Source organism: Janthinobacterium sp. MP5059B (assembly GCF_001758645.1).
Lineage (GTDB): Bacteria > Pseudomonadota > Gammaproteobacteria > Burkholderiales > Burkholderiaceae_D > Janthinobacterium > Janthinobacterium lividum.
In genome coordinates this window covers 71,319-96,694 of sequence record NZ_LRHX01000001.1, presented here as the reverse complement: position 1 = coordinate 96,694, position 25,376 = coordinate 71,319, and the positions used below count along the sequence as shown (strand labels likewise).

Here is a 25,376-nt window from a genome sequence, read left to right as displayed (position 1 = left end):
CCGCAGCTCGGCAAGAAAAAGGGACCGTAATAGCAAAAAAGCTGCCCATGGCAGCTTGATTGTTGATCCTGATAAAACATTCCCGAAGGAGGCGAGCCTGATCTGCGGCACTCATGGTTAATAGCCGTGGCTGCTTCGTTCCCGACCTGACCAGGTTAGCCATGCCACGATGCGCAGGGGCCCGCCAGGGACAATTATAACCGACCTGCGCAAGATTGGGAAATTGCCGTACTGCACGCGATCATTTCATGCGTAGGTCGGCTCAGGCCGCAGGCCGTAAGCCGACACTGCTGACTACGCAGGCCCTGAACATCCAAGCGCCGCAACGTCGGGTTACGCGCAAGCGCTAACCCGACCTACTTAGCACCTACAAACCCAGCTCTTGCCAGATGCCATCCACCTTGGCCTTCACTTCCGGCGTCATGGCGATCACCGTGCCCCACTCGCGCGTCGTTTCGCCCGGCCATTTATTCGTCGCGTCGATCCCCATCTTGCTGCCCAGGCCGCTGACCGGCGAGGCGAAGTCCAGGTAATCGATGGGCGTGTTGTCGACCAGCGTGGTGTCGCGGATGGGGTCGACCCGCGTCGTGATGGCCCAGATGACTTCTTTCCAGTCGCGGATATTCACGTCTTCGTCGACCACCACGATGAACTTGGTATACATGAACTGGCGCAGGAAGCTCCACACGCCGAACATCACGCGCTTGGCGTGGCCCGCGTACTGTTTCTTGATCTGCACCACGGCCATGCGGTAGCTGCAGCCTTCGGGCGGCAGATAGAAGTCCGTGATTTCGCTGAACTGCTTTTGCAGCAGCGGCACGAACACTTCATTCAGGGCCAGGCCCAGCACGGCCGGCTCGTCCGGCGGCTTGCCTGTATACGTGGAGTGGTAGATCGGGTCGCGGCGCATGGTGATGCGGTCGATGGTAAACACGGGGAAACTGTCCTGCTCATTATAGTAGCCCGTGTGATCGCCATACGGCCCTTCCAGCGCGTGCTCGTAGCCGCTCGGATGGTTTTCATCCGGGTAGATATGGCCTTCGAGCACGATCTCGGCCGAGGCGGGCACGCGCAGTTCGCTGCCGATGGCTTTCACCAGCTCCGTGCGGCTGCCGCGCAGCAAGCCGGCGAACTGGTATTCGGACAGGCTGTCCGGCACCGGCGTGACTGCCCCTAATATAGTAGCGGGATCGGCACCGAGCGCGACGGCGATCGGATACGGCTTGCCCTTGCTCTGGATCGCATGCTCGCGGAAGTCCAGCGCCCCGCCCCGGTGCGCCAGCCAGCGCATAATGACCTTATTGCGCCCCAGCACTTGCTGGCGGTAGATGCCCAGGTTTTGCCGCTTCTTGTTCGGGCCCTTGGTGATCACCAGGCCCCAGGTGATCAGGGGAGCGACGTCGCCGGGCCAGCAATGCTGGATCGGCAGGCGCGCCAGGTCGACGTCGTTGCTTTCCCAGACGATTTCCTGGCACTTCGCGCCGCGCAACTCCTTCGGCGACATATCCCACACGGATTTCACCAGGGAACCGAGTCCCAGCAAGTCCTTGAAATCCTTCGGCGGCTCCGGTTCCTTCAGCCGCGCCAGCACATGGCCGATCTTGCGCAACTCGCTCACATCTTCCGCGCCCATGCCCAGCGCCACGCGGCGCGTGGTGCCGAACAGATTGCCCAGCACCGGCATGTCGTATCCCGTCGGATTGTTGAACAGCAAGGCCGGTCCGCCTGCGCGCAAGGTGCGGTCGCAAACTTCCGTCATCTCCAAAATCGGTGAAATGGGGGTCGAAATGGGCTTAAGTTCACCCATTTGTTGCAGTTGAGAAATAAAATCTCGCAAATCTGAATATTTCATGTGTTTTTAATTTTTTTTGACGTCGGACGCCGTTGCTGAAGGATCTATGCCAAGTAATTGATTTTATTGGCTTTTGGCACAATGCAAGACAAAAAGTAAGACATAAAAGTAATAAAGAAACGATTCGTTAGTATTGACTTGATATAAAACGGCTTCTACAATTCGCCCAACTTGAAAGAGCACGCCGGCCCAGAGCTTGATTTTAGCGTTTCTCTTTCATTCACGGAGTCGGGGCTCCACATGACATTTTAAGGAGTGTTTTCAAAAGGCGTCTGCCTTACCCCCGGTAAAAGTTGTATTGCGACTGATCCAATACCAAAAACGGGACCGATCAGCTCAAGCAAGCAATGACGGCGTTTCTCGCACGCATCCATACGCGGCGGAAACGATGATATTTCTGATGCACGGCATTGGCAGTACCCACAACACCGCGAGACCGCGGAGGGACTGCCTGTTGACGCGACATTTCGGGGAACTCTATGACTCATCGTAGCACTGAAGCAGCTTTGCCTGCTTCAACCGTGGCTGGCCAGCCAGCGTTGGCGCGTTTGCGCGCCCGCGCACAAGCCATTTCGGCACGTGGCGTATTGACCACGGCACAACACACACTGACAGTCTTCGGCATTTCCGCCCTGGCACTGATCGCCCTGCTGATGTTCCGCCCTGACCTGGGCAAGCAACTGACGCACAGCCTGTTCCCGCTGCCGATGGCAGAGGCGCAAGCCGTTGAAGCACCGGCCCTGTCGGCACTGATGGAAGCGCCTGCTTCCGTGCAAACGGCCGCCAGCGACGCACCGCTGAGCAAGGAAGAAAAAGCCTTGCTGGGCACGCAAAAGCAGCAGCAATGGGTCACCAACTGGCTTTCCAAGCGCTACCGCGTAGCCAACGATGCGACCAATATGCTCGTCTCGACGGCCTACCTGACAGCCCGTGAAATCAAGCTGGACCCGCTGCTGATCCTGGCCGTGATGGCCATCGAATCGGGCTTGAACCCGTTCGCGGAAAGCCCCGTCGGCGCGCAAGGCTTGATGCAGGTCATGTCGAAAGTGCACCATGAGCGCTTCCAGGAAATGGGCGGCGTGCAGGCAGCGCTGAATCCCGTCGCCAACATCCGCGTCGGCTCCCTGATTCTGAAAGACTACGTCACGCGTGGCGGTTCCGTCGAAGCGGGCCTCAAAACCTACGTCGGCGCCGCCAACTTCGCCACCGACTCGGGCTATGGCTCGCGCGTGCTGGCCGAATACCGCCGCCTGAAACAAGTGTCGGCCGGCCAGCGCGTGCCGACCACGACGCCGGTGATGGCATCGAACACGCCAGCGCCAGCCAAGGCCCCGGCAGCGGAAAGCGGCATCACCATCAAAGTATTGCCCCATAACGAGATCGCCGGCCTGTGACCCTTTAAAAGCCCTCACAGGGGCATCCAAAAAGCGGCACCCAGTAAAAAAGCCACCGCACGCAAGTGCCGGTGGCTTTTTTATTGCCCTGCAGCATCAGCCGCAGGAACTGCTGTATATATTACTTGCGCTTGTTGGCGCCCACTTCTTCCTCGCGGAATTTCACTGCCAGCTTGTCCAGCACGCCGTTCACATACTTGTGGCCATCGATACCGCCAAACGACTTGGCCAGCTCGACCGCTTCGTTGATGACGACGCGGTACGGGATTTCCATGTTGTTCTTCAGCTCAAATGCGCCGATCAGCAGGATGCCGTGTTCGATGGGCGACAGTTCCGCGATATTGCGGTCGATCAAGGGTGCCATGCTTTCGCGCAGCGCCAGCGAATCCTTGATGGCGCCGTACAGCAACACCGTGAAATGATCGCCATCGGCCTTGTCGAAACCATGCGCGGCGCGAATATTGTTCACGACGGTGGTCGCGTCTTCATTGTTCAGCAGCCACTGGTACAAGCCCTGCAGCGCAAACTCGCGCGCGCGGTGACGCGGCGTGCGGTTTTTGCTGGGATTGGCGAGCAAATTTTTCTCAGTCATGATTGTTACCTGTTCTTAAATACGTATTTACTGCAGATAGTGACGAATACCGCGGTGCGCTGCCAGGCAGCACGCTGCGGCGCAAGCACGATTAATCCTCGTCTGTGTCTTGCAACTCTTCTAGCGCTTGCGCCAGATTGGCCATTTCCACTGCCACGCGTGCTGCTTCTGCTCCCTTGACCAGCATGCGTACTTCCGCCTGCTCGTCGTTTTCGGTCGTCAACACTGCGTTGGCGATGGGGATGCCGTAATCGAGACCGACGCGCGTGATGCCCGCGCCCGATTCGTTCGATACCAGCTCGAAGTGGTAGGTTTCACCGCGAATCACGGCGCCCAGTGCGATCAGGGCATCGAATTGCTCGGTTTCCGCCATTTTTTGCAGAATCAGTGGGATTTCCAGGGCGCCCGGCACGGTCACGTGCAGGATATCTTCATCGGCCACGCCCAGCTTGCTCAACTCTTCCAGGCATGCCGACAGCAAGCCACCACCGACGATTTCATTGAATCGTGCCTGGACGATACCGACGCGCAAACCTTCGCCGGCAAAATTGGTTTCATATGTTCCTACGCTCATCATAAGCCTCTTTAATCTGGTGGTTCAGGGCGACATGCACATGTCGCCATCATTTACTCTACATCGACGCCTGACAAAATCGTAGCGAGCGGCAGCGAGTTGTGGTCGAGAAGCGCAACTGTACGAAGGTACAGTGAGCATCACAGGCCGCAAATCGCGACGCGCAGTAGATTTAGTCAGGCGTCCTGGCCTGGATGGCACTGAAAACCCGTCACTTCCAGGTCGAACCCGGCCATCGACGGCATCTTGCGGGGGCTGGCCAGCAATTGCATCTTGCTCACGCCCAGGTCGCGCAGGATTTGCGCGCCGATGCCGTAACTGCGCAAGTCCATGCTGGCGGCGCGGCCTTTCGGCTTGGCTTGCGGCGTATCGAGCGCGGCGAACTGGGCAAACAGCTCGCCCGACGTCTCGCCGCAGTTCAGCAAGACCATCACGCCCCGCTCGGCCTGCTTGATGGCGGCCATCGAAGCGGCCACAGTCCACGAGTGGGTGGTCGCTTCGCTTTCCAGCACGTCCAGCAGGGAAACGGGCTGGTGCACGCGCACCAGGGCTTCAAGGCCGGGCGCCAAATCGCCATGCACGAGGGCCAAATGGGCCGACGCGCTGGGCTTGTCGCGGAAGGCGATCAAGCGGAATTCGCCGTGCGCCGTGTGCAAGGTGCGCTCGGCAACGCGCTCGACCAGCGATTCCGTCTGGCTGCGGTAATGGATCAGGTCGGCAATCGTGCCGATTTTCAAGCCATGTTGTTCGGCAAAGACCAGCAAGTCCGGCAGGCGCGCCATGGTGCCGTCGTCCTTCATGATTTCGCAAATCACGGAGGCGGGCGTCAGGCCGGCCATGGCCGTCAGGTCGCAACCGGCTTCCGTATGGCCTGCGCGCATCAGCACGCCGCCTTTTTGCGCTTTCAGCGGGAAGATATGGCCAGGCTGGACGATATCGCTGGGCTGCGTGCCCTTGGCTACGGCCACCTGGATGGTCTTGGCGCGGTCGGCGGCGGAAATGCCCGTCGTCACGCCTTCGGCCGCTTCGATGGACACGGTAAAATTGGTGCCATAGGCGGTGCCGTTGCGCGACGTCATCATCGACAAGTTCAGCTCGTCGCAACGCTCTTCCGTCAGGGTCAGGCAGACCAGGCCACGCGCATGCGTGATCATGAAATTGATGGCTTCAGGCGTCACGAAATCGGCGGCAAGCACCAGATCGCCTTCATTTTCCCGGTCTTCTTCATCGACCAGTATCACCATGCGGCCGGCGCGCAATTCAGCGACGATCTCTTCGGTGCTGGATATTGACATTATTCATCCTCTGAAGACACCTGGCAAAACCTGCTGCGCGTCGGTATAGGCGGCTTGCGATGCTCACCGTACCTTCGTACGGTTGCGCTTCTCAGCCACCTCTTCCTTCCGCTCGCGACGGTTTTGCCTGGCGTTGTTAATGAAACTAAAAACTGAAATATCGAGCGCGAAAATTCCGCGAATTTCCGGGAATTTTCTTATAACCTGCTATTTTAAAGGATTTAGCGCTTGCAGACCTGAAATAAGACAGCTTTGCGGCACGGATGCCACCGCCTGCCCCGCAAAGCGCCCATTCCCTGATCCAGCGCATACGGCGACGGCAAGACGCGCGCCGCCGGCCTTGCAAAGAGCATAAGATCAGCCAGTCACCGCCACGGCGCTGACGCCCCACTCGCAGCTACACCCCACACAGGAGCGGCACTATGAAAACCAATGGATCGGCCATCTGGTCAGGCGGCATCAAGGATGGCAAGGGCGCCATCAGCACGCGCAGCGGCGCCTTGCAGGAATATCCCTACGGCTTTGCCAGCCGCTTCGAAGGCAAGCCCGGCACGAATCCCGAGGAATTGATCGGCGCCGCCCACGCGGGTTGCTTCACCATGGCCCTGTCGCTGATCCTCGGCGAAGCGGGCCTGACGGCGGAAAAGATGGAAACGACGGCCGAAGTGACCCTCGACAAGGTCGACGACGGCTTTGCCATCACGGCCGTCCATTTGATCCTGAAAGCGAAAGTCCCCGGCGCCAGCCAGGCTCAATTCGAAGAATTGACGGCCAAGGCCAAGGCCGGCTGCCCCGTGTCGAAGCTGCTCAAAGCCACTATCACGCTGGACGCCACCCTGCTGCCCTAGATTTTCGTCACGGGCTTGACGGGTTCCACAGGGGCCACCGGCGCCACCAGCGGCAGGCGCGAGTCGCTGGCCGGCAGTGGCCGGTTCATCAAACCGGGATTCAGGGCTGCATTGTTCAGGTTATAGGCGGCGATGGCCGCCGCCACGGACGGGTCTTGCGATGAAGGCGGCGGCACGGCCTGGCCCGCGTTTTGCGCAGCCAGCTCTTGCGCCTGCGCATTTTGCTGCGCCAGCCGGGCTTGCGCCGTCGCCAGGCCGGCATCGGCCTGCCCCTGCGCCGCGCGCGCCAGCGACTGCGCCCGGTCGGATGCCGCCTGGGCCGCCATCTGCGCGTCGCTGGCGGCCAGCTGCGCCCGCGCCGCATCGTCCGCCGCTGCTTGCGCCTGCTGCTGCAATCCCTGCTGCTGCACTTGCCCCTGACGCAGCTCGTCCACCCGCGCCGCTTCCTGCTGCTGCGCCTGCTGATCGGTATTGATGCGTTCGCTGTCCAGGCGTTCGGCGTCCAGGCGCTGGGCATCGACGCGCTGGTTGTCGGTGCGCTGCGTCTGCAACAATTGCGCGGCATCGGCGGCGGCTTGCGCCTGCGGCTGGGGCCGCAGTTCCTGCAAGTCCAGGTTCAGCTCCTCCGCTTCCAGTTGCTGCTGCAGTTCCAGTTGTCGCTGCGCAACGGCGGCCGTTTGCGGCGGCGCTTCGTCAATGGCCTGCATCTGCTCGGCCTGCGGAGCCTGCACGGCGCTGGACGGCAGTGCTTCGCCCGTCAAATCCGCTTCGACCACGGCAGCCAGCGGCGCGCCCTGCTGCTGGGCCAGCACGGCGCCCACCTGCGCCAGCACGTCCGTTCCCTGTTGCAAGGCATCCAGGGTGGCATTGCTGTCGGCCGCATACGCGGCCTGCAAAATAACCGCATCGACATCTTCATTGCGCAAGTCGATGCCAATGCGGGCCAGCTGCGCTTGCGTGAGCAAGCTGCCGTCCTGCGCCAGCGCGGCGGCCGCATCCGTCGTGCCGTCGCCCGACAGCAAATCGTAGCGCTGCGCCAAGCTGCCCGGCGCATCGCCGGCCGTCGCCAGCTGGATGGCATCGATGCCGCTCGTTTGCAGCTGGGCGAACGATTCCGTCAATTGCCGCGCCAGCGCCAGCAAGTCGTCATTGACATTCACGGGGGTATTGGCCGCCCTGGCCTCTTCCGTGGCGCCCTGCAAGGCCAGCAATTGCCGGCGCGACAAGGCCACGCCGGACAGGAACTGGCCCAACGGGGAGATGTCGACCTGGGTCGATGACAGGATGGCAAGAGCAGCCGCCGCGCTGGAAGGCGGCACGGGCAGTACAGGCGGCAGCGGCGCCGTTGCGCCCACGCGGGACGTGGCCGGGATGGTGTTGGGCACGGTTGCGCGCGAAATCGGGTCCATGGCTAGCCTCCACTGCGGAAAGCTTCATAGTATGCGCGTCTGAAAGAAAAGCAACACACGCTTGGCAGGGCAGCGAGTGTGTTGCTTCAAGCTGTGGTGTTAAGCGGCAGCCTTGTCCAGCGACAGCATGCGTTCGACGTAGCGGGCGATCAGGTCGATTTCCAGGTTGACCTTGCCATCGACCGTCAAGTGCTTCAGGGTCGTCATGGCGATCGTGTGCGGGATCAGGTTGATCGAGAAGCGGCAGCCGTTGACGGCGCCCGCGCCCAGGTCTTCCACGCGGTTGACGGTCAGGGACACGCCATTGACGACGACGGAACCCTTGAAGGCCAGGTATTTCGCCAGCTCGTGCGGCGCCTCGATCACCAGTTCCCACGATTCGCCCACTGCTTCGAACTTGCGCACGATGCCCAGGCCGTCGACGTGGCCGGACACCAGATGGCCACCCAGGCGCTCGGCCAGGGTCAGGGCTTTTTCCAGATTCACTTCCGTGGTGGTATCGAGGCCCACGGTGCAATTGAGGCTTTCGCGCGAGACATCGACTGCAAAACCCGTGTTCGACTTTTCCACCACCGTCATGCAGGCGCCATTAATGGCGATCGAATCGCCCAGGGCCACGTCAGCCAGCGGCAAGCCGCCCGCGTGGATGTTCAGGCGCACGCCTGCATCGAGGCCGCCGTCGAGCGGTTGCACGGTTTCAATCTTGCCGATGGCGGCAACAATTCCTGTAAACATGAACTAACCCTATAAAAAGTGTAAATCTATTAAGTGCGCTGGGCGAATCTTGCAAGGATACGCAAATCTTCGCCCACTTGCTGAACCTGGTGAAATTGCAAAGTGTGCTGCTGCTTGATATCCGTCAATGGGGGCAAGGCAAACATGCCTTGCGCATCGCCCAGCAAGGTCGGCGCCAGGTAGACCAGCAGCTCGTCGACGCAGCCTTCGCGGATCAGTGAGCCGTTCAGTTTGGAGCCAGCCTCGACGTGGACTTCATTGCATTGCCGGCGTCCCAGTTCCAGCATCAGCGCGGCCAGGTCGACCTTGCCGGCCGCGTTCGGCAGCATGATGACTTCCGCGCCGAGCGCCTGCAACTGCGCTTCCTTTTCCGGGTTGGCCACGGCCGCCACGATCCACGTGCCGCCCCCTTGCAGGATGCGCGCGTCGGGGCTGATGTCGAGCCGGCTGTCGACGACGATGCGGCGCGGCTGGCGCGGCGTCTCGACGGCGCGCACGTTCAATTGCGGATCGTCCGCCTTGACGGTGCCGATGCCCGTCAGGATGGCGCAGGCGCGCGCGCGCCAGGCGTGGCCGTCGGCGCGCGCTTGCGGCCCGGTGATCCACTGGCTTTGCCCGTTGTGCAAGGCTGTCATGCCGTCCAGGCTGGCTGCCGTTTTCATGCGCACCCACGGCTTGCCGCGCTGCATGCGCGAGAAAAAGCCGATATTCATTTCATATGCCTCGTCGGCCAGCACGCCCGTGGTGACGGCGATGCCGGCCGCCTCCAGTTTGGCCAGTCCCTGCCCCGCCACCAGCGGGTTCGGGTCCGTCATGGCAGCCACGACGCGCCCCAGCCCCGCGCGCACGAGCGCATCGGAGCATGGCGGCGTGCGGCCGTGGTGGTTGCATGGTTCCAGGGTGACATAGGCGGTGGCGCCGCGCACATCGTTGCCGCGCGCCGCCGCATTGGCCAGCGCTTGCACTTCGGCATGATCCTGCCCGGCCGCCTGCGTCACGCCGGCGCCGATCACCTGGCCATCCCTGACGATCACGCAGCCGATGCGGGGATTGGGCGAGGTCGTGTACAAACCGCGCGCCGCCCATTCCAGCGCCAGGCGCATGCCATCGATATCGTTGAGTATTTCCACGGGCTTCTTTGCTAGTGAGTGATAGGTGAGTCGGGTTACGAACTGTCGGCCACGCCGCTGCAATTGGTCGCCTGCTGCTGCGGGTCGCACACGCGCACCCTGCCCAGCATATTGATTTTAATATGCCGTACCTGCTTTCCCAAAGCCAGGGACAAGGTACCCCAGCGCGCCGCCAGGCTATTGGTCGCGCTGCAACTGCGTCCTGCGCCATTGTAGGCGATATAAAACGGCGCCGTGGCCGACGAAAACGCGAACTGGGCCGTGATGCCCGCCGGCAGCGGCCCCTGGCGGAACAGCAATTCGTCATCGCCATCGAACGCCAGGTTGGCATTGCGGTCGATGAATATCAGCCAGCCCGTGCGCCAGTCCACACCACCGGCTCCGGCCGGCATCAGCAGCACGCGCTGTCCCCGCGCCATCGCCTGTGCCCGCGTCAACTCGATGGCCGAAAACAAGTCCGTGGCCGCCGTCCGCACCTGCTGGCGCGCCAGCACCTGCTGCAGGCTGGGCATGGCGACGGCAGCCAGCAACGCGGCAATCGCCAGCACGGCCAGCAATTCGGGCAGGGTATACCCGACGGTGTCCCCGAAGGTGTGCCCAATCCGCGGTGAGCGCTTGTGCATGGCCATGACCTAGGGCCAGCAGTGGCTGGACGGGCCGCTGCTGCCGCGCTGGCCCGTGCTGCTCAAGGACAACACGCCGCAATCGGCATCCTGGAAGTGCGCATCGACCTTGGACGTGCCCGGCATCGCGCGCAACAGCACGCATTGCCCGATCGCCAGGCCGGGACAAGCCAGCGCCTCGATTTCATACGCGCTGCCGGCCGCGCCCCCGTCGCCAGACCACCATGGAAACTGCTGCACTTGCGACGACGGCGACGCGGAGGAAAATGCCAGATAGTGGTTGTTTTGCGAATAATAGCGTTCCTGCTGCTGCATCAGCCGCAGCAGGGCCGCCTGTCCCTGCACCCGCTTGGCGCGCACGACATGACCGTGATAGGCGGGCACGGCCAGCGCCAGCAACAGGCTCAGGATCGCCAGCGCGGACAGCAGTTCGATCAGGCTGAAGCCCCGTATGGCAGCAGGAGCACCACCGTTTGCAGCGGGACCGTTCCGGCTTGCCACCACGCCCATATGACCTCCCGTCTTTCCTGAAATCGCCGCCGATGCGATGCGCCAGCCTCGCTGGGCCTATTTTTTCTTGGCCGCCTCGTGCAATTCGCGCCAGTTCGCCACTTCGCGCCAACTGAGGCGCCGGGCCGGCAGCGGTGCGCTGACGACCTTGAGTCCCGTTCCGCTGGCTGCCCCAGGCAAGCCAGGCTGCAGCACCGCCAGTTCCTTGCGCCCCTCGGCCCGCCCCGCCGCCGTCGCGGCACCCACCGTACTGTTCAATTCCAGCGCCAGCGGCGGCGCACGCGCCAGGCCGTCGAACAAGCGCCCCGTCTGCGCACCCGCCTGCACGACCCCGGCGCCATCGGCGGCAAAGCCGCTCAGCACATCAAGCACGTACAGGCGCGTGGCCGGCTTGGCGCAAGGATCGCGCCCGGGCAGGACGGTGTTGAACAGCACCTTGCCGGCGGCCAGTACGGGACTGTTGATGCTGCGTTCACCCGTTTGCGCGGTATTGAGGAAATCGAGGTACCAGCCGCGCATGGCGTCGCTGCCTGTATAGCGCAGCTCGGCGCCATCGACGCGCACGCCGCCCACCGCCTCGCCCAGGCTGCGCTGTTCCAAATCAGCCCGGCTGCGCGTGGGAGACGACTCCCGCAAATCGTCGTGCACCGCGTAAAACGATTGCGACAAAAAGGCGGAAGGTGAGGTATCGGCCGCTTCGACCAGTTTGCCCGTGCCGAACAGCAGCAGATAGCCGCCACCGGGTGCGTAGGCCACGTTCAGCTGCTGCGTCACGGGCTGGCGCCTGCCCTGCGCATCGCGCGCGACAAAGACGAGCTTGCGTCCCGCCCCCTCTTTCCACGGCGGCCCGCCAGCCATGTCGAGCCGCCAGATATTGCCCTGCAAATCGCCCGCATATAGATAAGCCAGCGCGCCGTCGCCGCCCGGCACCACGACGGGCGGACCCAGCGCGTGGGGCATGGCGTCAGCGCCCGCGTTCGCGCCCGCATCAGTGTCATGGCCGCCATCGCCACCACCACCGCTGGCCACAGGCACCTTGAGGCGGAAGTAATTACTTCCCAACACCCAGGGCGTGCCGGGCGCCTTGTCCAGCGCCAGCAGGAAAATGGCGGCGGCCGATGCGGGCGCCGTCGTGTCCTTGCCATCATCCACATGGTTGTTGTAGCCGCTGGCGACGATGGCAAAATCGCGGTAGGCTGGCGCGCCCTCCTTGCCGCCCATGTTGATGCGGGCAAAGCTGGGCGGCGCGCGCACGTTGCCCATGAGCCTGTCGTCACGGTCCGTAAACTCCCACAGCGCTCCGTCTTGCGCGAAGCGGGCCGGATCCGTGATGTCGAGCGCAAACACGCCTTGCGCCCCGCCGCCCATGCCCGATACCAGTACCGTCTTCCAATGCCCCAGCGCCAGCACTTCCGCCGTGGCCGCCGCACCATCGAGCAGCGGGCCGGGGCTGTAGTGAGTACTCGCAGCGGCTGGCGCAAGGTGCAGCAGCGCTTGCGGCAGATAGGCAAACAATTCGCTGCCCGTGCGCGCATCGTAAGCATGCAGCAAGCCGTCGTTGGCGCCCAGGTACAGCATTTTGCGCCGCTGCAGCAGCGCCTTGCGGTGCAAGCCATAGCCTGCCCCCGGCATGCCCAGCCCCGGCGCGCCCACGTACAGCAAATTGCCATGCGGCGCCGCGCCCAGGCTGCCTGTGCGGCGGCGCAGGAAGCCGCCCGGCTGGCCCACCTCGTGCGTGCGCTGGCCCAGCAGATACGCCAGGCGCTCTTCGCCTCGTCCATCGCCGCCGTCGAATGCGCCGCGCTGCTCCGTATCGAGCCGCTTCCAGGCCAGCGGCATCAGGGTGTCCTTGGCGTCGAGCGTGTAGACGGGACGCAAGGCCGCCGGCGTTCCATCTGGCGCGACCTGCTCCTGCCCGCCCGTGCGCCACCATGGCTTGCCGGGAAGCAGTGCGCCATCGCCCCCTAGGGCAAATGCGGTGCGCGACAAGGTCATGCTGCCATCGGCCAGGCGCATCTGCGTCTGGAACCAGTATGCCTCTTCCGTGCCGCTGGCCAGCGCCATCAGGGCCGGCCCGGCGAGCGTCGCCGGCAAGCTGCCCTTGTCGGCGGCCGCAAAGGCTGCGCGCAGTCCCCCGATCAGGGCGGCCGGGTCGCTGCCGGGCAGGTAATGGGCGGGCCAGCGGCCATCCAGGCTCCACTCGCTCAGCGCGCTGCCAGCCGCACTTTTGAAGGGGTTGGCATCGCCATTAGCATCGAGAAAGCCGCCATACTTGGCCGCCAATAACAAGGGCGTAGCGGTGGGAGTGGCGGCCGATTCGCCGGCCGGGTCGCCCTGGCGCAAGTCGCCCGCATAGTGCTCGACCTTCGCCATGCCGTCGCTCTTGCCGCCGGGACGCAGGGCCTGCACATGCGACCAGTAGGCCAGTCCTGCCGCATGGTAGCTGGCGCCGCCCGCCCCCTCGGCCAGCAATTCCAGTGCCGCCAGTTCGGGCCGTGGCGCGGGATTGCCTTGCGCCCCACCGCTTTCCAGGCTGCCCACCGCATGCGTCCAGGCCATGGCATCGAACGGGGGCGGCGCAAAACTGTCCGGCGCGCGGGCGCGGTCGCCGTTTGATGCGGGAGTCGCCGGAACGTTGCCGGGCACGTAGCGGTCGCCCGCCATGCCCGCATCGCCGAAACTGACAACGATGTGACGCTGGCAACTGGCCGTTTGCGGGTCGCTCCATTGCGTCACGACCGGCCAGCCGTCGTCGATGGCAGGCGGTACCGTAGCGGGTGGCACGACGGCGCTCGCTTGCCGCCCCTGCAGATAGCGCAGCGATTCGTACAGCAATTCAGCCAGCGGCGCCGCGCTGGCGTACACGCCGGGATGCCCGGCGTTGCCGCGGCCCAGGCCATTGATGTAAGCGGTCACCCCGCCGCCAGGGCTCGCGCCTTGGGCCCCAGTTTGAACCGCATACACGCCAGTGGCGGGATGCCACTCGGCGCCGGTATTGTCTTGCGGCATAAAGTCGGGCGCCATCCAGCGCTGCTGTCCCACGTGGGCCAGCGGCGCGCGCAGCACGCCGCCATACACGGCGCCAGCGCTTGCAGGCAGGCCATTCAAATGGCCAAACACGCCCACGCGCACCCTGCCGCCATGGCGCTGCACGGTGCCCACCGGCTTGTAGTTCTTGCCATACGCCAGGCACAAGTCGTCGCGCAGCGGCCCCTCATCAGCGTCGCACACGCGCACGCGCGCGAGGAACACGCCGTGCGTGGCGGCGGCCCCAGGCGCGTCGCAATTGTCGCCCGGAGGCAAACTGGCGTCGCCGAACAACAGGCGATTACGGCAAGAAACGATGGCCAGTTGCGACAACGCAAATGGTGTCGCCGCCGCCACGCCAGTCTGCAAGACCTTGCGCGGGAAAAAAACGGGGTGGGCAAAAAAGTCGATGGGGCTGTCGGCATCGGGCAAATAGGCGCGCTGCAGCACCGTCTTGCGCACCTCGTCGATGACGCGGTCGCCGCCCGTCAGGGCATAGCGCACGATGTCGAGCATGCTGGCACTGGCCCAGTTGAGAAAGTTGCCGCTGAAACTGTCTCCGCCGCAGCCGTGCAGCGCATCGGCCGGTTTCAGCACGGAGAAGTAAGCGGTCGCTACGCGCAAGTCCGGCAGCATGACGCCGTCCTTGCTGCGATACGGATAGCTGTAGCACATGCGGGCATGGAAGTAACCGAGGTACTCGCGCTGCGGCGCATAGTCGCCGCCATATGCGGCAGCGGCGGCCGCGTGCGTAAGGGACAGGTTGAGCAGCAGATTCGGCGGCACCCTGGCGCCGTGCAAGCCCGCGTCGGCCCGCGCCAGCGCCACCGGGGGAGCGGCGGCAAGGACACTACTGCAAATCAGGCCAGCCCCCAGCAGCCAGGCCCAGCCGGAGCAGCGCAGCGCGGACGAGAAAGCGGACGGCAAAGCCCTCATGGCCCCGCTCCAGCCGCCTGCTTGCGGTAATAGCTTTGCAGCACGACTTGCGTGCTTTCCTGCGCGCCAAAACCGATGGCCGTGATACGGTACACATAGCTTTCCGTGGCCAGGCCGCCTGCCACTGCCGTGGCCTGCGCGCCGGGCGGATGAAACGGCAGCAATTCGATGAGGTAGCGGGGCCGGCGCGACGGCAGGAAACCCTGCCCCGTCTGCATGGCGGCGCCCGTAAACTGGCCGTACGGCACGGTGCGGCTGCCCCCTTCGTCACCACCCAGGTCCGTGCTCAGCCAGAGTGCCTGCGCACCCGGGGCTGCCGGCAGGCACAGGCCCAGTGTTCCCCCTTCGCCGCAGCCGTCCGCAAACCCTGCCGCACTGCCTGGTGCGAAGAGGCTGCTGCGCCCCGGTGCGCCGGGCAAGCCTTCGATATCGTTCTGCGCATCCACCAATACCTCCTCCGCCGCCTGAAACGCGATCTGCCTGTCGCGCTCGCCCCGTGCCGCCTTTTCGCCCTGCAAGGCCATCTGCGCCGCCGATATGCCCAGCAACAAGATGATCACCAGCAGGCACAGCACATACACGAGGGTGGCGCCGCCGCAGCGCCCACGAAGTGCGCGACAAGGTACGCAACAGCGGACGCCCGCGCCAGCCATCGCGCCGCCCGCCTAGGCCGGCCCGTTGCGCAGCATGATGCTCGTCTGAACCAGTTGCCGCAGCCGGGAGCGCGTTGCGGCGGGCAAGTACTCGCGCGCGATGCGCACGCCCGTGTCCCCGGCGCCGTGCGCCTCGGCATACGCCTTGCCGAACAGATCGAACTGCGCCGGTCCCAGTTCCGCCATATTGTCCGCCTGGCCCGCCTCGCCATGCAATAGCAGCGCCACGCGCACGCTGGCCACGCGCTTCCAGTGCGTGCGCCGGTGAAAATCGCGCTGACGCGCGGCCGCGTCCGCGCCAACCAGCACCAGCGCCGCATCGTAGGCGTCGAGCGCGCTGGCGTTGACATAGCGGTTCGCCACGCCGTCGGCCGGCGTATCCGTGTCGAGGCCATACAGCACCTGGAAGCCGTCGACGCCGCGGATGATGGCGTCCGCGCCCCAGCCGTTCGCGCCACGGTATTTGCAGCGCAATTCCCCCTCGCCATCGGCACCCTGCGCTACATAGAAAATGCTCCAGCCCCGCTGCGCCTCCGTTTGCGCGGCGCCCACGCCAAAACCCGCGCAATTGAGCACGGAACCGTCGCCGCCCTCTTCCTTGCCAGCGCCGTAATAGCGCAAGGCCAGCACATCGCTGCCATGCAGGGCGCCGGGCAGCGCGCCGCTGATGCCTTCGCTGTTCTTGCCCAGGCTGCGCGCGTCGAGTCCGGCCACATTGGCGCTGTCGTCATCGGCATGGGCGACGGGCGCGGCGCTGCTATCCCAGTTCACGTACGCCGTCTGGCGCACGGCGCGGGCGATGGTATCGAGCGCATAGCGGCCGCTGTCATCCAGCCGCGCGCTGGAGGACTGGTCGCCATAGCTGCCGCTGGCCGCCAGCAACACGCTACTGGCCGCCAACATCAACAGCGCACCGAGCGACAGGGCCACCAGCAATTCCACCAGGCTCATGCCACGATGCCGGCGCCACGCGGCAGGCACGCGGTTCATGCCCCGCCTCCGCCCAGCTGGAATGCCAGCCTGGGCAGCGACTCGCCTGCCGCATTCTCCGCGGACGAGCCATCGGGCAGACGGGCGCGCCAGCCCAGCTTGATGACGATGGGCGCCCCCTTGCCGCCGCTGCAAGCCCAGTGCAAACCCTCGGCAGCGGCGTCCCACGCGGCGAGGTCCCGGCAAATGTGCAGACGCGCGCCGGGCAAGGCCGCATGCAGCCGTTGCTTCCATTCGGCGATATCGAATTGCGCCAGTTCAGCCGCACCGCAGGCGGCGGCACCGAAGCAGTCCGGCGCACCGCCGCCAGCGTCGGCGCCGTCCGCCGCCGCGTACGTCACGTTCAGGTAGGGATTGCCCGCATCGGGTCCATTCATGAGCACGCTGTTTGCGCGCATGCGCTCGGCCATGCCGGCGGCCAGTTGCACGCCCGCCGACAACAACGCCGACTCGTGGCGCGCGCGCAGGGCGTTCAGTTGCAGGATGCTGGCACCGAGCAGGCCCAGTGCCAACAGCAGCAGCGACACGAGCACCTCGACGAGGCTGCTGCCACCCGCAAGAAACATAGTGCGACCACCATTGCGCATGCGCTACTCCCTTCCGCAGAAAGAGTCGCAAGAACAGGCGGCCCAGCTACAAGATAGGCGCGCGCAAAAAAACGGATCTGCGCTAGCGCAAACAGGACGGCGATAAGGTGAGAAGAACAGCGTTGAATTGTTCAGGCCGCTTGCCAGGCGAACGCTGGCGTGGTGAAAACGGAGCACATGAGCGGCCCCATTGTCGGCGAAGTGAACGTCAGGGCTTGCGTGCCTGTCCCACTTCGGCAATCGCATCCTGGAACTCGGCCAGGTCTTCGAAGTTCTTGTAGACGGAGGCGAAGCGGATGTAGGCGATCTTGTCCAGGCGCTTCAATTCTTGCATGACGAGTTCGCCGATATAGCCGGAATCGACTTCGCGCAAGCCGCTGGTCAACAGTTTTTCCTGGATGGACGCGATGGCCGTATCCACGGAGGCGGCCGCGACGGGACGCTTGCGCAAGGCCAGCATCAAACTGCCGCGCAACTTATCCGCAGCGAACTCCGTCCGGCTGCCATTCTTTTTGACGACGGCCGGCATGATAAGTTCAATGCGCTCGTACGTGGTAAAACGCTTGTCGCATTTGCCGCAGCGGCGGCGGCGCCGAATGGCATCCCCTTCCTCCGATACGCGCGTATCGAGAACCTGGGTGTCGCCGTGCTGGCAAAATGGACATTTCATGGGCTGGCTACAACTTTATAGTAATAATTACGGGAAATCGCCGCCCTTGTACAAAGGGCGCCCGAATCACTCCGGGCGCCCTTGGGCACGACTGGAATGTGTCATACAGAATCTTACTCCGTATGACACATTCTGGACAAATAATTAGCGACTATTCCGGTAAGGAGCGTCTGCAGCAGATTGCTCATCGGTCGCGCGGACAAGGCGCGAGGAGGACGCATGGCTAGCCATGCTACAACGAGCAACGCAGTACCCGCTTCCGAGGGGCTGTCTGCTGTAGATGTATTCCTTCACCGGAACAGGCTCTTAAGCTGCGTATACCGGGTGCGCGTCGGCCAGCACTTTCACGGCCGCTTTCACGCGCTCGATGGTGGCGGCGTCATGCGGATTGTCCAGCACGTCGGCGATCAGGTTGCCCACTTCTTCCGCTTGCGCTTCCTTGAAACCGCGCGTCGTCATCGCCGGGCTGCCCAGGCGGATGCCCGAGGTGACGAATGGCTTTTGCGGGTCGTTCGGGATGCCGTTCTTGTTGCAGGTGATGTGCGCGGAACCGAGGATGGCTTCGGCTTCCTTGCCCGTCAGGTTCTTGGCGCGCAGGTCGACCAGCATGACGTGCGATTCGGTGCCGCCGGACACGATGCGCAGGCCGCGCTTGATCAGGGTTTTCGCCAGCACGTCGGCGTTCTTGATCACTTGCTTCTGGTATTCGACGAATTCAGGGCTCAGCGCTTCCTTGAAGGCGACGGCCTTGCCGGCGATCACGTGCATCAGCGGGCCGCCCTGGATGCCAGGGAAGATGGCCGAGTTGATGGCTTTTTCGTGTTCGGCCTTCATCAGGATGATGCCGCCGCGCGGGCCGCGCAGGGATTTATGCGTGGTCGAGGTGACGAAGTCGGCGAACGGCACCGGGTTCGGGTACAGGCCGGCGGCGATCAGGCCGGCGTAGTGGGCCATGTCGACCATGAAATACGCGCCAACTTCCTTGGCGATCTTGCTGAAGCGTTCGAAGTCGATCTTTTTCGAGAACGCCGATGCGCCAGCGATGATCAGTTTCGGTTTGCGTTCGCGGGCCAGGCGCTCCATTGCCTCGTAGTCGATGTCTTCTTCCGCCGTCAAGCCGTAGGAGACGACGTCAAACCATTTGCCGGACATGTTCAGCGGCATGCCGTGGGTCAGGTGGCCGCCTTCGGCCAGCGACATACCCATGATCAGGTCGCCTGGTTTCAGCATGGCGAAGAACACGCCCTGGTTCGCCTGCGAGCCGGAATTCGGCTGCACGTTCGCGCATTCGGCGCCGAACAGCTGTTTCACGCGGTCGATGGCCAGTTGCTCGGCCACGTCGACGTATTCGCAGCCACCGTAGTAGCGCTTGCCTGGGTAGCCTTCGGCATATTTATTCGTCAGCTGCGAGCCTTGCGCTTCCATTACGGCTGGCGACGTGTAGTTCTCCGACGCGATCAGTTCGATGTGGTCGTGCTGGCGCGTATTCTCTTTTTGAATGACGGCGAACAATTCAGGATCGACGTTGGCGAGGTTGTGATCTTTTGCAAACATGTAAAAACTCCAAGTATGAGGGTGCTTGTACTGGCAGGTTGGATCGAATGAGGGGAGCCGGAGTTAAGTGAATAACAACATTGGACAGGCAGCCTCTTCGTGCTTTTCCATAGTGGCTACCCAGGCGAACGGCTGATGAAAAATCTCACGTTTCCCGGTGGATGCCCACCTTTCGCCGGTTTGCCGATCGCCATTCATGGAGATCGCCCGACTTTTCGCCAGTCACGTGAGACGTAATGGAAGCCAAATTGTAAGTTAAGTGCCCAAATTGAGCAAGGAATGCAACCGTGCGGCTATAATCGCCGCGCGCCACCCCAGCCAGGGTGCGGCCACAAGCTGCCCCGGGGCATGACTGCGGCTTTTAAGCTGGACTTAAACCTGGCCATGGCATGTAAGCGTATGTTACGAAGCTTGCCATTGCACACGCCGGATTTACAATGCTGCGGTGCAACTTATATGCAGCTTTTGCATGGCTTTCCAGCAAGCGCCCACAGTCACAAGAAGAAAAATCGCGTAAAATGTTGCTCAATCTCACTACTGGCGCAATAAACATGCCTTCAGTCTTTACCTGGAACGTACGTGTCTACTATGAAGACACCGACGCCGGCGGCATCGTCTATTACGCAAATTACCTGAAATTCTTCGAACGCGCGCGTACCGAATGGCTGCGCGCCATCGACGTGGGCCAGCAGGAATTGCTGGAGCAGCACGATGCAATGTTCGTTGTCAAAAGCGTCAACGCCGACTATCATGCGCCAGCCAGGCTCGATGACACGGTAAGATTAACCTTAAGCATAGAAAAAATGGGGCGCGCCTCCATCGTTTTCCTGCAACAAGCCTGGTGCGGCGACCGCCTGCTCAATACGGCCCGCGTCAAGATCGGCTGCGTCGATTCGGCACTGCGCCCGCGCGCCGTGCCTGATGCAGTCGCGGCCCGCATGCGCGCCGCCTGAGCCCTACCCGCCACTCCCGGACAATTCACCCAACAGACTGCCAGCCAATGAACGTTACACAAGATCTTTCTTTCCTCGCGCTCATCTCCAATGCCCATTTGATCGTGCAACTGATCATGGCCCTGCTGCTGCTGATTTCCCTGACCAGCTGGACCTACATTTTCCGCAAGATGTTTGCCGTGCGCCAGGCGCGCAAGCAAACCATCGAATTCGAACGCAGCTTCTGGGCCGGCGGCAACCTGCATGCGCTGCACCAGAACGCCAGCGGCAACCGCGACCAGAGCGGCGCGCTGGCCCGCATCTTTGATGCCGGCATGGGCGAATTCATCAAGGGCAAGGCTTCTTACGGTTCGCGCGAAGCGCTGGACGTGGGCGCCGTGCTCGACGGCGCACGCCGCGCCATGCGCGCCGCCTTCCAGCGTGAAATGGACGTGCTCGAATCGCACCTGGCCTTCCTCGCTTCCGTCGGCTCCGTCTCGCCGTACATCGGTCTGCTCGGCACCGTCTGGGGGATCATGAACGCCTTCCGCGGCCTGGCCAACGTACAGCAAGCCACCCTGGCCGCCGTCGCGCCCGGCATCGCCGAAGCGCTGATCGCCACCGCCATCGGCCTGTTCGCGGCCATTCCCGCCGTCGTCGCCTACAACCGTTTTTCGCATGACATCGACCGTCTGGCGATCCGCTTCGAAAGCTTCGTCGAGGAATTCTCCAACATCCTGCAGCGCCAGTCGCGCTAAGAGGGAGCAGCGTCCATGGGTTCCTCATTCAATAGCGGCGGCATGCGCGGTGGCCGTGGCCGCAAGTTCAAATCCGAGATCAACGTCGTGCCGTATATCGACGTGATGCTGGTACTGCTGATCATTTTCATGGTGATGCCGTCGTCGAACAATCCCAGCGTGGTGAACTTGCCCAACGCGGAAAAGTCGGCCAAACCGCCCGATGACTATATTCAGATCGTGCTGAAACCGAATGGTTCGCTGTCGATCGGCGTCATCGGCAAGGAACAGCTTTCGCCGGAAACGGAACCGAACCGCGACGCCCTGCTGCGCAAGCTGCGCGGTTTGCATGAAAGTAATCCCGACTATCCCGTGATGATCGCGGGCGACAAGGAAAGCAAGTACGACGATGTGATCCAGCTCATTTCGGAAGCGAAAAAGATGGGCATTACCCGCGTCGGCCTGGCCACCAAGTAAGCGCAGCACCCTGTTTCCAGACTTGACCGTTTTTAGATAGACTAGACTTTGCAGAACAAACAAATCGACCATGTACTCGGCAAGCCCTACAGCGTGCCGCGCGAACGCAGCCGCTGGCCCTCGCTGGGCCTGGCGCTGGCGATGCACCTTGGGCTGCTGTTTTTCCTGTGGGTGGGCGTACACTGGCAAAATACGGAACCTGTCGCCGTCGAAGCGGAAGTGTGGGATATGAAAGTGCAGACGGCCGCGCCGCCGCCTGAAGTGGCGACGGAACCGGAGCCGACACCGGCGCCGCCGCCGGAACCGCAAGTGGAACAGCCGGCTCCGCCGCCACCGCCGCCCGTGGCAGCGCCCGAGCCGAAGGTCGACCTGCGCGAGGCGGAGATCGCCCTCGAGCGCAAGAAGGCCAAGCTGAAGGAAGAAAAAGACAAAGCGGCAGCGGAAGAACGCCGCAAGCAGGAATTGAAGGAACGCGAGGAAGAAAAGCGCGAACTGGAAAAACAGAAGCAGAAAGAAAAAGACAAGGCTGAAAAGCTGGAAAAAGAAAAGGCCGACAAGCTGGAGAAAGCCAAGGAAGCCAAAGAGAAAGAAAAAGCGGCGGAAGAAAAAGCCGAGAAAGAACTGTCCGAGAAAAAGGCAGCGGCGGAAAAGGCCGCCAAGGCGAAAAAAGCGGCGGAAGAGAAAAAAGCCGCCGACAAGGCGCGCGCCGCGGAAATGAGCCGCATCACGGGTGCGGCGGGCGCCGGCACGACGGGCACGGCCGCGAAAGCGACCGCGCCACGCAAGGACAGCGGCTATGTCGCTGCCCTGACGAGCAAGATCAAGAGCAATATCGCGTACAGCGGTAGCACGGACGTGCCGGGCAACCCGCGCGCCGTGTTCAAGATCGAGCAACTGCCAACTGGGGAAATTATTTCGGTCCGAAAGATTAAAAGTAGCGGCCTGCCGGCGTATGACAGCTCGGTGGAAAACGCCATTAACAAATCGTCGCCACTGCCGAAGAAAAAAGACGGCACCGTGGAACGCGAGATTGAACTCATATTCGAGATGAAGGATTTGCCTAAATGATGACCATGAAAAAAATGAGCTATGTCGTGCTCTGCGCCAGCCTGGTGCTGGGAGCGTCAAGCGCCCAGGCGCAGCTGCGCGTGGAGATTACGGGGATCGGCAGCAACCAGATCCCGGTGGCCGTCGCCAGCTTCGTCAATGAATCGGCGGCGCCGCAATCGCTGTCGGGCATTATCAAGGCCGACCTGGCGCGCAGCGGCGTGTTCAAGCTGATCGACGCCGATGCGCCCGTATCGGAAACGGCGCCCGTCAGCTACGAGCAGTGGAAGTCGCGCGGCGCCGACGCGCTGGCGGCCGGCACCGTGCAAAGCATGGCCGATGGCCGCCTGGACGTGCGCTACAAGCTGTTCGACACCATCAAGGGCGCCCAGATCTCCAGCATGAACAATGCGGCCGCGCCGCAGTTCAACCGCTTGCTGGCGCACAAGATCGCCGACGACATCTATGAAAAACTGACAGGCGTCAAGGGCGCGTTCGCCACGCGCATCGCCTACGTCACGCAATCGGGCCGCGAATACCGCCTGGAAGTGGCCGACGCCGATGGCGAAGGCATCCAGGTCGCCCTGCGCTCGAACGAACCGATCATTTCGCCGTCGTGGTCGCCGGATGGCACCAAGGTTGCGTATGTGTCGTTTGAAAAGAAAAAGCCGATTGTCTACGTGCAAAATCTGGTGACGCGCCAGCGCACCATCGTGTCGAATGAAAAAGGCAGCAATTCGGCGCCGAGCTGGAGCCCGGACGGCTCGCGCCTGGCCGTGGCTCTGTCGCGCGATGGCCATACCCAGGTCTACACCGTCAATGCCGACGGCAGCGGCTTGCGCCGCGTCAGCAGCAGCAGCGGCATCGATACGGAACCTCAATTCTCGGCCGATGGCCAAAGCATTTACTTCACCAGCGATCGCAGCGGCGGACCACAAATCTACCGCATGTCGGTCAGCGGCGGCGAAGCCAAGCGCGTGACGTTTGGCGGCTCCTACAACATCAGCCCGCGGATTTCGTCCGACGGGAAGACACTCGCTTATATTTCCCGTCGCGACGGCAATTTCCAGCTCTACGCGCTCGACCTGGCTAGTGGCCAGGAACTGCGCCTGTCGGACACCGCCAACGACGAATCACCGAGCTTTTCGCCCAACGGGAAATATATCATGTACGCGACCGAATCCGGACGACGCAAGTCGCTGGCAGTGGTATCGGTGGATGGCCGCGTCAAACAGCGTTTGACTACGCAAGCTGGCAATATCAAGGAGCCCACCTGGGGTCCTTTTATGAAGTAAATGCTGTACAGTTTCACCTTTAACCATGACCCGGAGAATAAAAATGAGTAACTTTAAAAGTTTGGCTTTCATCGCCGCTACCGCAGCCCTGCTGTCCGCCTGCAGCACCCCAGTCAAAGTCGCAGAAACCCCAGTGGTTGAGCGCGCTCCTGAAAAAGTCGTTGCTCCAGTTGACACCCGTCAAGTTCAGCCAGTGACGACCGCATCGGTCGATCCACTGGACGATCCAAAAGGCGTGCTGGCTAACCGCAGCATCTACTTCGACTTCGACAAATACGTCGTGCGCGAAGCGGACACCCCAGTCGTGCAAAACCACGCTGGCTACCTGGTGAAAACGCCTAGCCGCAAGATCCTGATCCAAGGTAACACCGATGAACGCGGTGGCGCTGAGTACAATCTGGCCCTGGGTCAGAAACGTGCTGAAGCCGTGCGCAAGTCGATGGCCGCCCTGGGCGTGCCAGAAGGCCAAATGGAAGCCGTGTCGCTGGGCAAAGAAAAGCCTAAAGCTCAAGGCAGCAACGAAGCAGCATGGGCAGAAAACCGCCGCGCTGACATCGTTTATTGATGTTCAGGGGTGAGCGCCGCAGCATTGACGCTTACCTAACTGGCCAGTCATAGGCATAATAATGGGGCGCAGCGCGGTGATTCACCGCCCGGCGCCCCGTTTGCATGTTTTGCGTAACCTTTGAAAGCCCGACCCATGATGACATTCTCGAAAGCCGGCGTCGCCGCCGCCTTGATGGCGGCGTTTGCCTACCTGCCCCTGCACGCCAACGCCGCCCTGTTCGACGACGACGAAGCACGCAAGGCCATCCTCGAGCTGCGCGCCAAGGTCGACGCCATGGCGCGCGACCTGAACAGCCGCATCGACACCAAGGCGGACAAGACCAGCACCTTGAGCCTGATCAACCAGCACGACCAGACCATGCAAGAGATCGCTCGCCTGCGCGGCCAGATCGAAGTGCTGGGCAACGACCTGGCGAATGTGCAAAAGCGCCAGAAGGATTTCTACACCGACATCGACGCGCGCCTGCGCAAGCTCGAGCCACGCCAGGTCACCATCGACGGCCAGGAAGCGGCCGTGGGCGTCTCCGAGCAAAGCGCGTACGAATCCGCGTTCGGCCTGTTCAAGTCGGGCGACTACAAGGGCGCCGTCACGGCGCTGGACGGCTTCGTGAAACGCTATCCGGAATCGGCCTACGCGGCCAACGCGCAATACTGGCTGGGCAACGCCTATTACGCCCAGCGCGACTGCAAGAGCGCCATCACGGCCCAGCAGGCAGTGCTGAAGAACTACCCGGACAGCCCGAAGGCAGCCGATGCCATGCTCAACATCGCCAGCTGCTACACGGAGCTGAAAGACAAGCCGAACGCGACCAAGACGCTGAACGCGCTGATCTCGCGCTACCCGGACTCCAGCGCGGCCCAGGCGGCCAAGGAACGGGGCGGCAAAAAGTAAAAGCGGGGAAAAAGTTGCCCGTTAGGTTTGACAGAATCCCGGGCACCCCC

The 25,376-nt window shown here is 62.7% G+C and carries 24 protein-coding genes, 1 other RNA gene and 1 riboswitch; of the genes, 9 read left to right on the top strand and 16 right to left on the bottom strand.

Annotated features, from left to right (window positions below):
* Positions 1 to 87: 87 nt before the first annotated feature.
* Both ffs and ubiD read right to left on the bottom strand, forming a co-directional pair.
* Positions 88 to 186, bottom strand: an RNA gene (gene ffs / locus JAB1_RS00480) — signal recognition particle sRNA small type.
* A gap of 181 nt (positions 187 to 367) precedes the next feature.
* Positions 368 to 1,852 (bottom strand): 4-hydroxy-3-polyprenylbenzoate decarboxylase, encoded by a 1,485-nt coding sequence (gene ubiD, locus JAB1_RS00475; RefSeq protein WP_071653274.1) that lies wholly within the window; start codon positions 1,850 to 1,852, stop codon positions 368 to 370.
* Between the two features lie 479 nt (positions 1,853 to 2,331).
* Between ubiD and JAB1_RS00470 the strand changes: the two genes are divergently transcribed.
* Entirely contained in the window at positions 2,332 to 3,246 is a 915-nt protein-coding gene (locus JAB1_RS00470) for a lytic transglycosylase domain-containing protein (protein WP_052140520.1), read from the top strand.
* A gap of 121 nt (positions 3,247 to 3,367) precedes the next feature.
* On the opposite strand, the gene nusB is transcribed toward JAB1_RS00470, so the two are convergent.
* The 3 genes from nusB to ribBA all read right to left on the bottom strand — a co-directional run bounded on the left by nusB (position 3,368) and on the right by ribBA (position 5,707).
* The gene (gene nusB, locus JAB1_RS00465; protein ID WP_034786595.1) at positions 3,368 to 3,838 is read right to left on the bottom strand and encodes a transcription antitermination factor NusB; all 471 of its coding nucleotides are present in this window, start codon (positions 3,836 to 3,838) and stop codon (positions 3,368 to 3,370) included.
* A gap of 91 nt (positions 3,839 to 3,929) precedes the next feature.
* Positions 3,930 to 4,412, bottom strand: coding sequence for a 6,7-dimethyl-8-ribityllumazine synthase (ribH, locus tag JAB1_RS00460; protein ID WP_034786791.1), 483 nt, complete (start codon positions 4,410 to 4,412; stop codon positions 3,930 to 3,932).
* A gap of 176 nt (positions 4,413 to 4,588) precedes the next feature.
* Positions 4,589 to 5,707, bottom strand: coding sequence for a bifunctional 3,4-dihydroxy-2-butanone-4-phosphate synthase/GTP cyclohydrolase II (gene ribBA, locus JAB1_RS00455; RefSeq protein WP_034786594.1), 1,119 nt, complete (start codon positions 5,705 to 5,707; stop codon positions 4,589 to 4,591).
* A 422-nt stretch (positions 5,708 to 6,129) separates the two neighbouring features.
* Here ribBA and JAB1_RS00450 point away from each other — a divergent pair, with 422 nt between their 5' ends.
* Positions 6,130 to 6,555 carry an OsmC family protein gene (locus JAB1_RS00450; protein ID WP_070278038.1) on the top strand — a complete coding sequence of 142 codons (426 nt, stop codon included), beginning with the start codon at positions 6,130 to 6,132 and terminating at the stop codon, positions 6,553 to 6,555.
* Here the strand turns inward: JAB1_RS00450 and JAB1_RS00445 are convergent.
* The 11 genes from JAB1_RS00445 to glyA all read right to left on the bottom strand — a co-directional run bounded on the left by JAB1_RS00445 (position 6,552) and on the right by glyA (position 19,379).
* Positions 6,552 to 7,964: a hypothetical protein gene (locus JAB1_RS00445; protein ID WP_070278035.1), complete on the bottom strand. Its 1,413-nt coding sequence runs from the start codon at positions 7,962 to 7,964 to the stop codon at positions 6,552 to 6,554. The two genes, JAB1_RS00450 and JAB1_RS00445, sit on opposite strands and share 4 nt — an antisense overlap.
* Positions 7,965 to 8,063: 99 nt before the next feature.
* A complete protein-coding gene (locus tag JAB1_RS00440; protein ID WP_070278033.1) occupies positions 8,064 to 8,699 on the bottom strand; it encodes a riboflavin synthase in 636 nt (211 codons plus the stop codon).
* A gap of 29 nt (positions 8,700 to 8,728) precedes the next feature.
* Complete coding sequence (ribD, locus tag JAB1_RS00435) at positions 8,729 to 9,829, bottom strand: bifunctional diaminohydroxyphosphoribosylaminopyrimidine deaminase/5-amino-6-(5-phosphoribosylamino)uracil reductase RibD (RefSeq protein ID WP_070278031.1); 1,101 nt, start codon at positions 9,827 to 9,829, stop codon at positions 8,729 to 8,731.
* Positions 9,830 to 9,864: 35 nt separating this feature from the next.
* On the bottom strand, positions 9,865 to 10,452 hold the full coding sequence (locus JAB1_RS00430) for a GspH/FimT family pseudopilin (RefSeq protein ID WP_070278095.1): 588 nt from the start codon (positions 10,450 to 10,452) through the stop codon (positions 9,865 to 9,867).
* Between the two features lie 9 nt (positions 10,453 to 10,461).
* Positions 10,462 to 10,962 (bottom strand): type IV pilin protein, encoded by a 501-nt coding sequence (locus tag JAB1_RS00425; protein WP_083299503.1) that lies wholly within the window; start codon positions 10,960 to 10,962, stop codon positions 10,462 to 10,464.
* Between the two features lie 57 nt (positions 10,963 to 11,019).
* Positions 11,020 to 14,925: a PilC/PilY family type IV pilus protein gene (locus JAB1_RS00420; protein ID WP_083299502.1), complete on the bottom strand. Its 3,906-nt coding sequence runs from the start codon at positions 14,923 to 14,925 to the stop codon at positions 11,020 to 11,022.
* Positions 14,922 to 15,578, bottom strand: a complete 657-nt coding sequence (locus JAB1_RS00415; RefSeq protein WP_070278027.1) for a pilus assembly protein — start codon at positions 15,576 to 15,578, stop codon at positions 14,922 to 14,924. Before JAB1_RS00415 ends, JAB1_RS00420 begins: the two co-directional genes overlap by 4 nt.
* 12 nt (positions 15,579 to 15,590) lie before the next feature.
* Positions 15,591 to 16,568, bottom strand: a complete 978-nt coding sequence (locus JAB1_RS00410; protein ID WP_070278025.1) for a PilW family protein — start codon at positions 16,566 to 16,568, stop codon at positions 15,591 to 15,593.
* The gene (gene pilV, locus JAB1_RS00405) at positions 16,565 to 17,134 is read right to left on the bottom strand and encodes a type IV pilus modification protein PilV (protein WP_139144400.1); all 570 of its coding nucleotides are present in this window, start codon (positions 17,132 to 17,134) and stop codon (positions 16,565 to 16,567) included. The genes JAB1_RS00410 and pilV overlap by 4 nt, the downstream gene beginning before the upstream one ends.
* Before the next feature lie 229 nt (positions 17,135 to 17,363).
* On the bottom strand, positions 17,364 to 17,825 hold the full coding sequence (gene nrdR / locus JAB1_RS00400; protein WP_034759169.1) for a transcriptional regulator NrdR: 462 nt from the start codon (positions 17,823 to 17,825) through the stop codon (positions 17,364 to 17,366).
* A gap of 306 nt (positions 17,826 to 18,131) precedes the next feature.
* On the bottom strand, positions 18,132 to 19,379 hold the full coding sequence (glyA, locus tag JAB1_RS00395; protein WP_034786580.1) for a serine hydroxymethyltransferase: 1,248 nt from the start codon (positions 19,377 to 19,379) through the stop codon (positions 18,132 to 18,134).
* 111 nt (positions 19,380 to 19,490) lie between these two features.
* Positions 19,491 to 19,615, bottom strand: a riboswitch (ZMP/ZTP riboswitch).
* A 315-nt stretch (positions 19,616 to 19,930) separates the two neighbouring features.
* On the opposite strand from glyA, the gene ybgC reads away from it, so the two are divergent.
* From ybgC to ybgF, 7 genes are all read left to right on the top strand, one after another.
* Positions 19,931 to 20,332: a tol-pal system-associated acyl-CoA thioesterase gene (gene ybgC, locus JAB1_RS00390; RefSeq protein ID WP_046682324.1), complete on the top strand. Its 402-nt coding sequence runs from the start codon at positions 19,931 to 19,933 to the stop codon at positions 20,330 to 20,332.
* A 47-nt stretch (positions 20,333 to 20,379) separates the two neighbouring features.
* A complete protein-coding gene (gene tolQ / locus JAB1_RS00385) occupies positions 20,380 to 21,069 on the top strand; it encodes a protein TolQ (RefSeq protein WP_034759183.1) in 690 nt (229 codons plus the stop codon).
* A 15-nt stretch (positions 21,070 to 21,084) separates the two neighbouring features.
* Positions 21,085 to 21,525 (top strand): ExbD/TolR family protein, encoded by a 441-nt coding sequence (locus JAB1_RS00380; RefSeq protein ID WP_223278896.1) that lies wholly within the window; start codon positions 21,085 to 21,087, stop codon positions 21,523 to 21,525.
* 48 nt (positions 21,526 to 21,573) lie between these two features.
* Positions 21,574 to 22,593: a cell envelope integrity protein TolA gene (tolA, locus tag JAB1_RS00375; protein WP_083299501.1), complete on the top strand. Its 1,020-nt coding sequence runs from the start codon at positions 21,574 to 21,576 to the stop codon at positions 22,591 to 22,593.
* Complete coding sequence (gene tolB, locus JAB1_RS00370; RefSeq protein ID WP_080753660.1) at positions 22,590 to 23,867, top strand: Tol-Pal system beta propeller repeat protein TolB; 1,278 nt, start codon at positions 22,590 to 22,592, stop codon at positions 23,865 to 23,867. Before tolA ends, tolB begins: the two co-directional genes overlap by 4 nt.
* Positions 23,868 to 23,910: 43 nt before the next feature.
* Positions 23,911 to 24,432: a peptidoglycan-associated lipoprotein Pal gene (pal, locus tag JAB1_RS00365; protein ID WP_034786578.1), complete on the top strand. Its 522-nt coding sequence runs from the start codon at positions 23,911 to 23,913 to the stop codon at positions 24,430 to 24,432.
* Positions 24,433 to 24,567: 135 nt separating this feature from the next.
* A complete protein-coding gene (gene ybgF / locus JAB1_RS00360; protein ID WP_034786577.1) occupies positions 24,568 to 25,326 on the top strand; it encodes a tol-pal system protein YbgF in 759 nt (252 codons plus the stop codon).
* The last annotated feature ends 50 nt before the right edge of the window (positions 25,327 to 25,376 follow it).